Here is a 13,857-nt window from a genome sequence, read left to right on the forward strand (position 1 = left end):
CCGGCCCGCCGGACGGCGGGGTCGGTCCCGGGAGCTTCGTCGTCGCACGCGAAGGGACGATGATCGGCCGGGTCCTGCTCAGGCGGGCCACCGGGCACCGCCGCCCGGTCGCCGACGGGAAGAGGGCGGCCCGGCCCCCGGCAGCGGGCGCGGATCGGGCCTGCGACGACGGCGGAAAGGCACGGAGTCAGGAACGGCGTCAAGGAACGGCGTCACGGCACGGCGTCACGGCATGGCGTGGACGTCCGCGCACGCGGGCCCTCGGGAGTTCGCAAGCGCTGTCCCGGGCCGGCGGTCGGCGCGGTGCTGCCGGCGGTAACGACCGGCCGAGATCCCGAACTCGCGCGTGAAAGCGTTGGCGAAGGCATAGGCGGAGCCGTAGCCGCTGCGCTGCGCTGCGCCACGGTGGACAGCGGGACGTCGGTCGTCTGGAGCAGGCGTGCCGCCACGGTGAGCCGCCACCACGTCAGATAGGTGAGCGGCGGCTGCCCCACCATGGCGGTGAACCTGCGCGCGAAGGCGGCGCGGGACAGGCCCGCGTGAGCGCCCAGCGACTCAACGGTCCAGGGATCGCCGGGGCGTTCGTGCACGGCACGGAGCGATCGCGCGATCACCTCGTCGTCGAGGGCCACGCACCAGCCGGTGGCCCGCAGGCCCGCACGTTCGGCCAGGCAGGCCCTGATCAGATGCACCAGGAGCACGTCGAGCAGCGCGGGAAGCACCAGGTCCCTGCCGTGCATCCGTTCGCCCAGTTCGCCGAGCAACAGGTCGATCGACGCCTGGAGACCCCGGTAACGGTCCGGCCGCGCCGGAAGACCCACCAGATCGGCGAGGTCCTGGAACAGCGGGTGCGGACGGGCCCGCTCAAGACGGTAGGCGCCGGACAGGAACCGGGCAGTGCCGTCGGCGGCGTTCACGAGTGTGTGCGCGGTCCCGTGCGGGAGCAGAACGGCGTCCCCCGGTCGCAAGGTGATGACCGCTTCGTCCGGCGCCGTCACCCGGAGGCGTCCCGCGGCGCCCACGTAGAACCGGGCACCCTCGAAGGCCGACACCTCCTCCTGCCACGACGGGGCCGCCGCTTCCAGGGACAGGGCGGGGCGCCCCACGCGCATGGTGCAGATCACGTCGCTGACCACGTCCATCGCCTCATCCTCCCTCGTCCGCCCCCGCCGGGTCAGGTGCCCGAGAACGGCGCCCATCGCTTGATCGCGAGCGAGCCGTGCGACCGCACGACTTCGGCGGCGCCCGCTCCGCTCAGGTGCGCCTGGCACGACCAGGCTGTTCGTCGCGGCGGCCTGCTCCAGGACGCGACGCCGGGACCGGGCGGCCTCGGCCTGGTCCTCGCTCAGGCAGGTGTCGTGATCGGGTTCCACCATCTGCAACGGGGTGTGGACCAGGTCGCCGACGAACACGGCCCGGTCGCCGCCGGAATCCAGCCACAGCACCGTCGAACCGGGTGTGTGACCGGGGGCGCGTTCAAGGACCAGGTCCTTCCCCATGCGGTGACTGTCGCCCTCCCACAGCACGGCCTGACCGGCCCGATGGACGGGCAGCACGCTGTCGTCGAACGTGACCCCGGAGCCGGCGGCGGACTGGAACGGCGACGTCGGCACGTGGCCGTTGGCGGGGTTCCAGAAGTCGAAGTCGGCCCGGCTGATCAGATACCGCGCGTTGGGGAACGTCGGCACCCACTCGCCGTCGACCAGCCGGGTGTTCCACCCCACGTGGTCGTTGTGCAGGTGGGTGTTGACGACGAGATCCACGTCCTCCGGCCGCACCCCGGCCGCCGCCAGACGGTCGAGGAAATCGCCGTCGCGCTCGTTGAACACCTCAACCTCGCGTTGCTTGTCATTGCCGAGGCCGGTATCGACCAGAATGGTGCGGCCCTCGCTTCGCAGCACCCAGGTCTGCACGGTCGCCTGCCACGCACCCGTCGTGGGGTCCAAAAAGTCGGGCGCCAGCCAGGATTCGTGCCGGCGCCACAACTCACCGGGCACGGACGGGAACAGCACATCGGTGGTGACGAACGCACCCTGCCACTCGACCACCCGCGAGACCTCGACATCACCGAGAACGATTTTCTTCACCCCTTCACCGTAGGAAGGGGCGGTGAGACACGAAATGTTCCGGGGTCTCTCCTTTTTAAGGCAGCGTCTCGCGGGAGCTTGGTACGTCATCGGTGGCCGAAAACGGACCACGTCCGCCATGCGCGCGCGAATGCGGGGCAGACACCGGGTGGCAGACGGTCTGCCCGCCGGTTCCGGCGTCCTGCGGTGAGGGGGAGTCGTGGCGACTCGCGACGGCGCGGCGCGTGACGCGCGCGAGGAGGCGCGGCAGCGGCCGACCGCGGGTGCGCAGCCGCGCACCGGCAGGGAGGCCCGCGTCCACCGCCGCGTCGGGCGCGCCGTCCTCGCCGGCTTCCGGTTTGCCCGGACACTGGGCCGGGCGTTCGCCGCGGCCTGGGACATGGACGCCACCGAGCGGGCCGCCGCCCTCACGTACTACGCCGTGCTCGCGCTCTTCCCCGCGGTGCTCATGACGTTCGCGCTGATCGGCCTGGCCGGCGGGCCCTCCGACAACAGCCTGTCCGCCGAGGTGACCGCGCTGCTGCCCGCCCAGTCGCGGGCCACGGTCGCCGGCGCGCTGGACCAGATGGCCGCCGACCACTCCGCGACGGCCTCGCTCGCCGCGCTCAGCGGATTCGGCGCGGCCTGGTCCGCGTGCAGCTACGCCGCCGTCTTCCGCCGCGCGCTGCACCACATCCACGGCGTGGACGACCACCGCCCGGCCTGGCGCACCGCGCCGCGCATCCTGCTCACCTCGCTGACGCTGCTGGTCCTGCTGGTCTGCGCGGCCGTCCTGCTGGTCGTCAGCGGCGAACTCTCCCGCCGCGCCGGGCACGTGCTGCACATCGGCGGGCCGCTGGTGTCCGCGTGGCGCTCGCTGCGCTGGCCCCTGCTGCTGGTCGTGGCCGGCGTCCTGGTGCTGCTGCTGTTCCGCTCCGGGCCGCGCGGCACCCGCTCCCTGCGCGCCATCGCACCCGGCGGCGCGGTCGCGGTCGGGCTGTGGCTGCTGGCCTCCGCCGGCTTCGCCGTGTACGCCGCGCGGATGGGCACCTACCACCGGCTGTACGGGCCGCTGGGCGGCACGGTGGCGTTCCTGGTCTGGCTGTGGCTGTCCAACCTCGCGCTGATGATCGGCGCGCACTTCAACGCCGAGCACACCAGGGCGGTGGCGCGACGCGACGAACGCGAGCGGGACACGTCAGCGCCGCGGAAGGCGAGTTCCGCGAACACGGCGTCCGCGAAGGCCGGGTCCGCGAAGACGGCGTCCGCGAAGGCCGGGCCCGCGCAGTCCGGTCCGGCGAACGCCCCTTCCGCGGGCTGAGCCCGCCCCGCCCGCGCGGGGCGCGGCCGTCGCGCGCCCCCGCCGTTTCGCCCGTGCCCCGCTCCTTGACGCGCCCACGTCCGGGCGCGCAGCATGTGGGAGCGCTCCCATAGGGTGCTGTGCCGGGGCCCTATGGGAGTGCGATCCCCCCACTCCTCGTTCTCCCTGGAGGACGCGTGTCCAGCATCCGCAGACCGTTCCCCCGTCGCCGCGGGGACGCCCCCGCCGCACCCGATCACCCTCCCCGCCCGCACCGGCGGTCCCGCCGCCTGCTCGCCGTCGCGGTCGCCGCGCTGCTGCCGCTCGTCGGCGTCGCGGCGCAGGGGGCCGCCCGCGCCGCGTCGGCCCGGCCCGCCGCCGCGTCCTCGTACAACTACGCCGAGGCGCTCCAGGACTCCATGCTGTTCTACGAGTCGCAGCGCTCCGGCGCGCTGCCCGCCGACAACCGGGTGAGCTGGCGCGGCGACTCGGACCTCGCCGACGGCAAGGACGTCGGCCTGGACCTCACCGGCGGCTACCACGACGCGGGCGACGAGGTGAAGTTCGGCTTCCCGATGGCCTTCTCGATGACCATGCTCGGCTGGGGCGGCATCGACGAGGCGCCGGGCTACGCCGCCTCCGGCCAGAGCGCGTACCTGCTGCGGAACCTGCGCTGGGGCGACGACTGGCTGCTGAAGGCGCACCCCTCGGCGAACGTCCTCTACGGCCAGGTCGGCGACGGCTCCAGCGACCACGCGTTCTGGGGCCCGGCCGAGGTCAACCCCGAGCCGCGCCCGGCCTACAAGATCGACGCGTCCTGCCCCGGCTCCGACCTGGCCGGCGAGTCGGCCGCCGCACTGGCCTCGTCCAGCATGCTCTTCGCGTCCTCCGACCCCACGTACGCCGCGAAGCTGCTGACCAACGCCAAGCAGCTCTACACCTTCGCCGACACCTACCGCGGCACGTACGACAAGTGCATCACCGCGGCCCAGGGCTACTACAACTCCTGGAGCGGCTACTGGGACGAGCTCGTCTGGGGCGCCCTGTGGCTGTACCGCGCCACCGGTGACAGCGCGTACGTCGCCAAGGCCGAGACGTACTACGCCCAGCTGCCCAAGATGCAGCAGACCAGCACGCCCGAGTACAACTGGACGCTGGCCTGGGACGACAAGTCCTACGGCGACTACGTGCTGCTGGCCGAACTCACCGGCAAACAGGTCTACATCGACGACGCCGAGCGCTGGCTCGACTGGTGGACGACCGGCGTGAACGGGCAGAAGGTCGCCTACTCGCCCGGCGGCGAGGCGTTCCTCGACACCTGGGGATCGCTGCGGTACTCCGCCAACACCGCGTTCGCCGCACTGCAGTTCGCCTCCTGGCTGAGCGCGCAGGGCAAGGACGCGGCCAAGGTGTCGACCTACCGCGACTTCGGCGCGCGGCAGATCGACTACATCCTCGGCGACAACCCCCGCCACGAGAGCTACGAGATCGGGTTCACCAACTCCGGCGCGAACAGCGCCTGGCCGCAGAACCCGCACAACCGCACCGCGCACGGCTCGTGGGACCAGTCGATGAACGACCCGGCGGCCACCCGGCACCTGGACTACGGCCTGCTCGTCGGCGGCCCGGGCTCGGCGGACGACGGTTTCTCCGACGAGCGCTCCAACTACGGTGAGACGGAAGGCGCGCTGGACTACAACGCGGGCTTCTCCGGCGCGCTCGCCGCGCTGACCGCGAGCTACGGCGGCACGCCGCGAGCGAACTTCCCGCCGAAGGAGACGCCCAACGGCCCCGAGGAGTACATGCAGGCGGCGGTGAACACCGCGGGCACGAACTTCTACGAGATCAAGGCGCAGGTGGTCAACACCTCCGGCTGGCCGGCCCGGCACCTGCTGCACGGCTCCTTCCGCTGGTACTTCACCCTGGACCCGGGTGTCGACCCCTCCCAGGTCGTCCTCAGCTCGCCGTACAACCAGTGCTCCGCGCCCACCGGTCCGACCCGGCTGTCCGGCGCCGTCGCCTACGTGACGATCAGCTGCGAGGGCCAGGACATCGCCCCGGCCGGGCAGTCCGCGTACCACCGCGAGGTGCAGTTCCGGCTCACCTTCCCCGGCGCGCACAACCCGACGGCCGACTGGTCCTACGCGGGCGTGGCCACCACGCCCGGCGCCGCGCCGGTCACCGTCGACCACGTCGTCCTCTACGACGGCGCCACGCAGGTCTGGGGCACCGCCCCGAGCGGCGACGGCGGCACCGCGGGCGGCACGAGTGCGGGCACGACGGCGGGCACGTCGTCGGGCACCTCCTCGGGCACCTCGTCCGGGACGAGTTCGGGCACGTCGTCCGGCACGACCGCCGGAACCACCACCGGCACGACCTCGGGGACGTCCTCCGGCGCCACCACCGGCGCCTCCGGCGGGACGTCGTCCGGCACGACGACCGGCACGACCGCTGGAACCACCACCGGCACGACCTCGGGGACGTCCTCCGGCGCCACCACCGGCGGGACCGGGACGCCGCCCGCCGTGGGATGCCGGGTCACCTACACCGTGTCGAGCCAGTGGTCCGGCGGCTTCCAGGCGGACGTCGCGGTGGTCGACACCGGCACGAGCACGGTCAACGGCTGGACGCTGACCTGGACCTTCGGCGGCGACCAGCACATCGGCAACGCGTGGAACGGCACCGTCACGCAGTCCGGCCAGAACGTCACCGCGCACGACGCCGGCTACAACGCCTCGATACCGCCCGGCGGCGGCGTCGACGTCGGCTTCACCGCCACCTACAGCGCGAGCAACGCCGCGCCGCACGGCTTCGCGCTCAACGGAACCGCTTGCACGACCAGTTGACCGGCGCCGCTCCGGGCGCCGCCCGCCCGGAGCCCCGTCCCGTCCCCGACCGCTCGGCCGCCGCACCCGTACCGCGGCGGCCGAGCCCCTTTCTCACAGCCGCATCACCAGCAGCGACACGTCGTCCTGCTGGCCGCTCGGGTCGGCCAGCCGCGCCAGCAGCGCGTCCGCCAGGTGCTCGACCGGCCGGTCGCGCAACGCGCCCGCCGCCTCGGCCAGTCGACCGAGCCCCACGTCGAGGTCCTCGCCGCGCCGCTCCACCAGCCCGTCGGTGTACAGCACCAGCGTGTCGCCCGGCCCGTACTCCACCGTGGCCTGCGGGCGCGGCACATGCTCCAGCCGCACGCCGAGCGGCGGATCGGTGGCCTGGTCGAGGAACTCGTGCCGGCCGTCGGCGCGGACCAGCAGCGGCGGCACGTGGCCCGCGTTGCTGTACGTCAACAGCCGGCTCTCCGGGAAGAGTTGACAGGCGAACGTGGTGGTGGCGAGCGCGCTCTCATGGGACCGCGCGTACAGCCCGAGCGTCTGCAGCGCGCTGTTCGGCCCGTCCGAGACGCGGACCGCGGCGCTCAGCGCACTGCGTAGCATGCCCATGATGCTCGCGGCGGCCACCCCGTGGCCGACCACGTCGCCCACCGTCAGCGCGAGCCGCCCCTCGGGCAGGTCGACCACGTCGTACCAGTCGCCGCACGCGTTCAGCCCCTCCAGCGCCGGCCGGTAGCGCACCGCGATCTCCGGGTGGACGGCCAGGTCGGGCGTCTCCAGCATGGCCCGCTGGAGCGCCAGCGCGGTGTCGTGGACGACCGCGGTCGACTCCTGCAACCGGCGGTTGGCACGCTGCAACTCCTGTGCATGCAGGAAGAGTTCGGCGTACGGCGCCTCGGCGTCCGGGTCCGTGCCGCTGCCCGGGTCCCGGCGCTCCTCGCGGACGAAACCGGTCACGTCCTCGATCCGGTGGATGATCAGCTCCACCCGGCCGTCGGGGCCCTTCACCGGCTGGTTCACCACGTTCCACCAGCGCGGCTCGAAGCTCCGGGAGTCGCCCGACCGCGGGATGGCGAACCGGTGCAGCATCAGCAGGCTCGCCCGGCCGGAGACCAGCACCGTCTCCAGCGAGCGGCGCTGCACCTCCGCGCCGTGCGAGGTCGGCTCCTGCGGGTCGGGCGGGAACGCGTCGAAGAAGTTGCGCCCGATCAGCGAGTCGGCGGAGCGGCCGGTCACCTCGCGGTACGCGTCGTTCGCGGTGACGATCCGCAACTGCCGGTCGAGGACCACACAGGCGACCGGCACGGCGGCGAACAGCGCGGCGTAGTCGATCCCGTCGCCCGCTCGCTGCTCCACCTCGGCCCCGCTCTCCTCGTCCCGTACGCCCGCCCGGCCGCGAGCACCCCGACCCGCGGCCCCGCCGGCCCCGCCGGCCTGCCCGGCCGCTGTGATCCGCCCGACCGCCGTGATCCGCCCGGGGCCCGCCTCCGGCCCACCCTGCCGTGGCCCGGCGCACGCGGCGCGCGGCACGCGGCTCACCCCGACAGCGGTCCGCCCGGTCGGCGGAACGCGCCACCGGCCCCCAGGGCTCCGGCGCGGCCCCTGGCGTCCCGCGTCCGGCGTGGGCGTCGCCGGAAAGCGGGCCTGGCGCGGCCCCCGGCGGGGTCCCCCCGGGCCCTCGCGGTGGTGCGGGCGGTTCGTCGGGCAGCAGCGCGACCCCGCGGCCCGCGGGGGCGCGGGCGGGCGCGAGGGGCCGGGCACAGCGCCTCGACCGAACCGGCCGCAGGCCCCGCGAACTGGGCTTCCGGCGGACCCCGCCGTAGCGTGGCGAGCCTCGTGACGTGCTTCGTGGGAGGGGGTCCGGGTGGACCGGGACATCCGTACGGTCGAGGACGTACTGGAGCTGCTGGACGGACTGTTCCCGGCGCCGGCCGACCGGTGGACGGCCGGCGCGGCCGACTGGTGGGACGGGTTCTACGCCGACCGCGCCCGGCCCGTGCCGTTCTTCGCCGACCGGCCGGACGAGAACCTGGTGTCGTATCTCGACCGCGGCCTGATCGCCCCGGCGCGGGCGCTGGACCTGGGCTGCGGGCCCGGCCGCAACGCCCTGTACCTGGCCGCGCGCGGCGTGCGGGTGGACGCGGTCGACCTCTCGCCGAAGGCCGTCGCGTGGGCGCGGGCCCGCGCCCGCGAGGCCGGCGCCGACGTGCGCTTCCACTGCGGCGACGCCTTCGCGGCCGACGCGCCCGTACCCGAGGGACCGTACGACCTGGTCTACGACTCGGGCTGCTTCCACCACCTGCCGCCGCACCGGCGGATCAGCTACCTCGCGCTCCTGGACCGGGTGCTGGCCCCCGGGGGTCATGTCGCGCTCGCCTGCTTCGCCGCCGGCGCCATGGGCTGCGAACTGCCCGACGCGGACCTCTACCGCCGGGCCACCCTGGACGGCGGCCTCGCCTACACCCCGCAGTCCCTGCGGCGGATCTTCGCCGACCTCACCGAGGTCGAGCTGCGGCGCATGCGCGACGAGCCGCCGGGCTCGCCGCACTTCGGCGAACCGTTCCTGTGGACGGCCCTCTTCCGCCGCCCGCCCGCCTGACCCGCCCGCGCCGGCCCACCCCCGCCGACCGGTCCCGGGCCCCTACGCCCGAGCCCGCGTCACCTGGCCGGGGCGTCGTCCGCCCGCGCCGCGAGCCGTACGGTCACCGTGGTGCCCACGCCCACCGCGGAGCTGACCGCGACACTGCCGCCGTGGGCGTGCACGATGGCCTCCACGATGGCCAGGCCCAGGCCCGAACCGCCGTAGGCGCGGCTGCGGCTGGCCTCGGCGCGCCAGAAGCGCTCGAAGACCCGCGGCAGGTCCTGCGGCGCGATGCCGGGGCCGTCGTCGGACACCTCGGCGCTGACCTCCCCGGCCGAGGCGGCCACGGTGACGTGCACGGAGGTCCCGGCCGGGGTGTGCTGCACCGCGTTGCCGACCAGGTTGCGCAGCACCTGCTGGAGGCGGGCGGCGTCGCCGGTCACCGGCGCGGGACCGGCCGCGGCCAGCGTGATGTCCCGCTCGGGGTGGATCACCTGCGCGTCCTCGACCACGCTGGCGGCCAGCGCGGTCAGGTCCAGCGGATCGCGCCCGATCGGACGGCCCGCGTCGAGGCGGGCCAGCAGCGACAGGTCCTCGACCAGCAGCCGCATCCTGCCGACCTCGTCCTCGATGTGGCCGAGCGCGGTGTCCAGGTGCGGACCGGTCAGCCCGCCCTGGCGGTGCAGGTCGAGCCAGCCGGAGATGGTGGACAGCGGGGTGCGCAGCTCGTGCGAGGTGTCGGCGGCCAGCGACCGCACGGTGGCCTCGGCGCGGGCCTGCGCGTCGAAGGCGCGGTTGACCGCCTCGGCGAGCTGGTCGGTCTCGCTGCGGTTGCCGCGCACCGGCAGCCGCTCGGACAGATGGCCCTGCGCGATGGCGTCGGCGGTGTCGGCCATCTTCGCCAGCGGCCGCATGCCCAGCCGCAGCACCAGCACGGCCAGCGCCAGCAGCAGCACGAGGGCCGCCGCGACGATGGACAGCTGGCGGACCACCAGCCGGTGGACGGTCGCGTCGTCCACCGACGTGTCGACGGTGAGGATCAGCGCGGCCGGCCGCACGGTGGGCTCGCCGTCGCGCCGCAGCGCCAGGCCCGGACTCGGGATGCGCACCGCGTCCAGGTCGTCCAGTCCCTCGCCGTTCTCGTAGTGCACGACGCGGCCGGCCGGCACCGCCGCGGTCACCCGCACCAGCCCCCGCGGGGCCAGGTCGGCCGAGCCGGTGGACAGCAGGACCCGGTCCCGCCCGTCCACCGCGATGCTGCCCAGCGGCGGCCCGAGCAGCGCCGACACCTGGTCGCCGTCGGCGGTCTGCGGGCCGCGGGCGAGCACGGCGCGGACCCGGGCCGCGCTGTCGCGCAGCGTCTGGGTGGAGCGCGAGTCCAGGAAGTCGTCGAGCAGCAGCGCGCTCGCCACCGCGCCGGCCGTCAGCCCGGCCACCAGCAGTATCGCGAGCCCGGCCAGGATGCGCAGCCGGACGCTGGAGCGGGTCCATTGGAGCCGGCCGCGCAGGCCCGCGACGATCACCGGGCGGCCTGCTGCCGCAGGGTGTAGCCGACGCCGCGCACGGTGTGCAGCAGCGGGGTGCGGCCCTGGTCGATCTTGCGGCGCAGGTTGGACACGAAGCGCTCGACCACGACCGAGTCGCCGCCGAAGTCGTACTGCCACACCGCCTCCAGGATCTGCGAGCGGGACAGCACCTGGCCCTGGTGGGACATCAGGTAGTGCAGCAGCCGGTACTCGGTGGGGGACAGGTCCACCGGCTCGCCGCCGCGCCGCACCTCGTGCCGCGGGTCGTCGATCTCCAGGTCGGCGCAGCGCAGCACCGGGTCGGGCTCGACGGCCGGGCCGCCCTTGGCGCGGCGCAGCAGCGCCTGGAGCCGGGCGCCGACCTCGACCACGCTGAACGGCTTGGTGACGTAGTCGTCGCCGCCCAGCCGCAGCCCGCGGACCCGGTCCTCGACCGCGTCGCGCGCGGTCAGGAAGAGCACAGGGACGGTGACGCCGCGGTCCCGCAGGAGCTGGAGGATCTCGAAGCCGTCCGGGCCGGGGAGCATCACGTCCAGCACGATCACGTCGGGCGGCCGGCGGTCGACCAGGGCCAGCGCCCCGGTCAGATCGCCGACCGCGTCGACGGCGAACCCCGCGAAGCCGAGCGCGGAGACCAGCAGCTGCCGGATACCGGGGTCGTCGTCGACGACCAGCACACGGTCCTGGCCGGGGCCGGTCCCGGCGCCGGCCGCGGCACCCCGGGCGGCGTGCGGGCCGGGGCCCCGGCCGGGGCCGCCGGCGGACGGGAGGTCGTCGACGTTCATGTGCGCTCCTCGGGCCGGGCCGGCGGGGTCCGCGCCCCGGTATCGGCAGGGTGGATCATCGTGCCACGGACTCCCGCTCCTGGCCGCCGCCGGCCACCGCGGTCCCCGCGCCGGGCCCGTGCCCCGCCTCGAAGCCGTCGCCCTCGACGTCCAGCCGGGGCAGGACGCGGGCCAGCCGGCGCGGAGCCACCAGGCGCGGTCGCCGAGCAGCGCCAGCACCGCGGGCACCAGCGTCATCCGCACCACGAACGCGTCGACCAGGACGCCGAAGGCCAGCGCGAAGGCGATCGGCATGATGTCCGGGTCCTTGCCGAACAGGAAGCTGACGAACACCGCGATCATGATCAGCGCCGCCGAGGTCACCACCCGGGAGGCGTTGCGCGCCCCGCCCAGGATCGCCCGGCGGGTGTCCCGGTGCCGGCCGTACTCCTCGCGCATCGCCGAGACCAGGAACACCTCGTAGTCCATGGCGAGCCCGAAGAGCACCGCCATGACGATGATGGGCGCGAAGCTCGCGACCGGTCCGGTGCTCGGCACGCCCAGCGGGCCCGACAGCCAGCCCCACTGGAAGACCGCGACGGTCGCGCCGAACGCCGCGCCGACCGACAGCAGGAACCCGGCGGTGGCCTTGACCGGGATCGCCAGCGACCGGAAGGCGACCATCAGCAGCAGCAGCGACAGGCCCACGACCACCACGGCGAACGGCAGCAGCGCGCCGTTGAGCTTGGCGGCCACGTCGATGCTCACCGCGGTCTGCCCGGTCACCGCGACCCGGCCGCCGTCCTGCCGGGCCACCGGCGCGGTGGCCGCGCCCAGCCGGGACACCAGGTCGCCGGTGGCCTGTGTGCGCGGCCCCGTGGTTGGGACGACCTGGATACGGGCGGCGACGCCGTCCTTCGCGGTGTCGACCGGGCTGACGTCGGCGATGCCGGGCAGGTGCGCGATCCGCTGCTCCACGGCGGCGGCGGTGCGGGCGGTGGACGCGGCGTCGGCGCCCTCGACCAGCACGATCAGCGGGCCGTTGGCGCCGGGCCCGAAGGCCCGGGAGACGGCGTCGTACGCCTGGCGGGTGGCGGTGGACCTCCCGTTGGAGCCGTCGTCGTTCAGGGCGGTCTTCAACTGCAGCGCGGGCGCGGCCACCAGCAACAGCCCGGCGGTGACGACGACCAGATTGCGCAGCGGGTGGCGCAGCACGCCGCCGACCCAGCGGGTGCCCAGGGTCGTCCGGTCCCGGTGGCCGGCCCGGGCGGCCCGCGAGCCGGGCCGGGGGACCAGCCGGCGGCCGAGCAGAGCCATCAGCGCGGGCAGCAGCGTGAGCGCGGTGACCACCGCCATCGCGACCGCGCCCGCCGAGGCCAGCCCCATCGAGGTGAGCATCGGCACGCCGGCCACCGACAGCCCGGCCAGCGCGATCAGCACGGTCGCGCCCGCGAAGACCACCGCGCTGCCCGCGGTCGCGGTGGCGCGGGCCACCGACTCCGCGACCGGCATGCCCGTGGCCAGCTGCGCCCGGTGCCGGGAGACGATGAACAGCGCGTAGTCGATGCCGACCGCGAGGCCGAGCATGATCGCCAGCGTCGGCGCGTTGTCGGAGATCCCGACCACCGAGGCCAGTCCCATCAGCGCCGTCATGCTGCCGACCACGCCGAGGACGGCGGTCAGCAGCGGCATCCCGGCCGCGGTCATCGACCCGAAGGTGATGAAGAGGATCGCCAGGGCGACCAGCACGCCGATCAGTTCGGTCGGTCCGACGGGTGCGGTGGAGGGTCCGTACGCGTCCCCGCCGTAGAGCGCGGTGAGCCCGGCGTGCCGCGCGGGCGCGCCGGTGGCCTTCAGCCCGTCGAGCGTCGCGGCGGGCACGTCGCCGTCCTTGGGCGTGCTGAAGTCCACCTGGGCGACCGCGGTGCGCCCGTCCGGGGAGACCGCGCCGTCCGCGGCGGGGTCGCCGACGGACACCACGCCGGGGACCTTCGCCGCGGCGGCCAGGCTGGTGTGCAGCGGCCCGTCGTAGGCGGGCTCGCTCAGCCGGTGGCCGGGCGGCGCCTGGAAGACGACCTGCGCCGACTCCCGGTCCGGGTCCGGCCAGTGCCGGTCCATCCGGGTCAGCGCGGTCTGCGCCGGGGAGCCGGGGATCGAGCTGCTGTTCTGGAAGGAGCCGGAGAACAGCAGTCCCAGGCCGACGACGGCCGCGAGGGCGACCGCCCATCCGATCACCATGGTGCGCCGGCGCCTGGCGCCGAAGGCGCCCAGCCGGTACAGGAGCGTGGCCATGAACCGTCCCTCGTGGGTCGCGGTGGAAGTGACACCGGCGATCCTGCGCGGCGGTCTTGAGGCCCGGCCTCCGCGGGAGTTGACGGTTCCTTGACGGTCGGGGGAGCGGTCCCGCGGCGCCCGACGGGCGGCTACCCGCGGACGGGGTCCTCTCCCGGGCGCTTCACGACGCGGTCGCCCACCGCGAGCGACTTCCACAGCCGGCGGCCGATCCGGAACCTCGTCGTGGCACCGTCGGCGAGGCGGATCTCGGCGACGTGGTACAGGTTCGAGCCGTCGAGCAGGCCCCGGGACTTGTCGGTGACGACGCCCTCCCAGGCGTCGTTCTGCCCGATTTTGTGTGATGTGACCATGAACCGGAGTCTAGGGGCGTGGGCGTGCGGCGGTGCAGTGCCGGGCGGCACCTCTTGCGGATGACACCTGTCATACGGCTCGTGCGGCTTGAGCGGCTCATACGGCTCGTGCGGCTCGTGCGGTCGGGGGCGCCGGTGCTCCTC

At 74.6% G+C, this 13,857-nt stretch carries 8 protein-coding genes and 1 pseudogene; 3 read left to right on the plus strand and 6 right to left on the minus strand.

From position 1 onward, the window contains the following. Positions 1-212: 212 nt before the first annotated feature. Positions 213-1,199 carry an AraC family transcriptional regulator gene (locus VSR01_RS31495; protein ID WP_326452403.1) on the minus strand — a complete coding sequence of 329 codons (987 nt, stop codon included), beginning with the start codon at positions 1,197-1,199 and terminating at the stop codon, positions 213-215. After that, positions 1,175-2,087 (minus strand): annotated as a pseudogene (locus VSR01_RS31500) (MBL fold metallo-hydrolase). Before VSR01_RS31500 ends, VSR01_RS31495 begins: the two are co-directional and overlap by 25 nt. Before the next feature lie 199 nt (positions 2,088-2,286). On the opposite strand from VSR01_RS31500, the gene VSR01_RS31505 reads away from it, so the two are divergent. Together VSR01_RS31505 and VSR01_RS31510 are read left to right on the plus strand one after the other, a co-directional pair. Further along, complete coding sequence (locus VSR01_RS31505) at positions 2,287-3,387, plus strand: YihY/virulence factor BrkB family protein (RefSeq protein ID WP_326452404.1); 1,101 nt, start codon at positions 2,287-2,289, stop codon at positions 3,385-3,387. A 176-nt stretch (positions 3,388-3,563) separates the two neighbouring features. Further along, positions 3,564-6,212 (plus strand): glycoside hydrolase family 9 protein, encoded by a 2,649-nt coding sequence (locus VSR01_RS31510; RefSeq protein ID WP_326452405.1) that lies wholly within the window; start codon positions 3,564-3,566, stop codon positions 6,210-6,212. Positions 6,213-6,305: 93 nt separating this feature from the next. Here VSR01_RS31510 and VSR01_RS31515 read toward each other — a convergent pair whose 3' ends face one another. Beyond that, complete coding sequence (locus VSR01_RS31515) at positions 6,306-7,553, minus strand: PP2C family protein-serine/threonine phosphatase (protein WP_326452406.1); 1,248 nt, start codon at positions 7,551-7,553, stop codon at positions 6,306-6,308. A gap of 508 nt (positions 7,554-8,061) precedes the next feature. On the opposite strand from VSR01_RS31515, the gene VSR01_RS31520 reads away from it, so the two are divergent. After that, positions 8,062-8,796: a class I SAM-dependent methyltransferase gene (locus VSR01_RS31520; protein WP_326452407.1), complete on the plus strand. Its 735-nt coding sequence runs from the start codon at positions 8,062-8,064 to the stop codon at positions 8,794-8,796. 59 nt (positions 8,797-8,855) lie between these two features. Here the strand turns inward: VSR01_RS31520 and VSR01_RS31525 are convergent, their stop codons facing one another. From VSR01_RS31525 to VSR01_RS31535, 3 genes are all read right to left on the minus strand, one after another. Further along, complete coding sequence (locus VSR01_RS31525) at positions 8,856-10,301, minus strand: sensor histidine kinase (RefSeq protein ID WP_326452408.1); 1,446 nt, start codon at positions 10,299-10,301, stop codon at positions 8,856-8,858. After that, positions 10,298-13,360 (minus strand): MMPL family transporter, encoded by a 3,063-nt coding sequence (locus tag VSR01_RS31530; RefSeq protein ID WP_326452409.1) that lies wholly within the window; start codon positions 13,358-13,360, stop codon positions 10,298-10,300. Before VSR01_RS31530 ends, VSR01_RS31525 begins: the two co-directional genes overlap by 4 nt. Before the next feature lie 131 nt (positions 13,361-13,491). Further along, positions 13,492-13,713, minus strand: coding sequence for a DUF7489 domain-containing protein (locus VSR01_RS31535; protein ID WP_326452410.1), 222 nt, complete (start codon positions 13,711-13,713; stop codon positions 13,492-13,494). Positions 13,714-13,857 lie beyond the last annotated feature (144 nt).

It is taken from the genome of Actinacidiphila sp. DG2A-62 (assembly GCF_035825295.1).
In the GTDB taxonomy this organism is placed as follows: domain Bacteria; phylum Actinomycetota; class Actinomycetes; order Streptomycetales; family Streptomycetaceae; genus Actinacidiphila.

Bases quoted from the DNA above. Each gene is read 5' to 3' on its own strand.
- VSR01_RS31495 (WP_326452403.1), bottom strand. From the start codon at position 1,199: ATGGGCGCCGTTCTCGGGCACCTGACCCGGCGGGGGCGGACGAGGGAG.
- VSR01_RS31530 (WP_326452409.1), bottom strand. From the start codon at position 13,360: ATGGCCACGCTCCTGTACCGGCTGGGCGCCTTCGGCGCCAGGCGCCGG.
- VSR01_RS31535 (WP_326452410.1), bottom strand. From the start codon at position 13,713: ATGGTCACATCACACAAAATCGGGCAGAACGACGCCTGGGAGGGCGTC.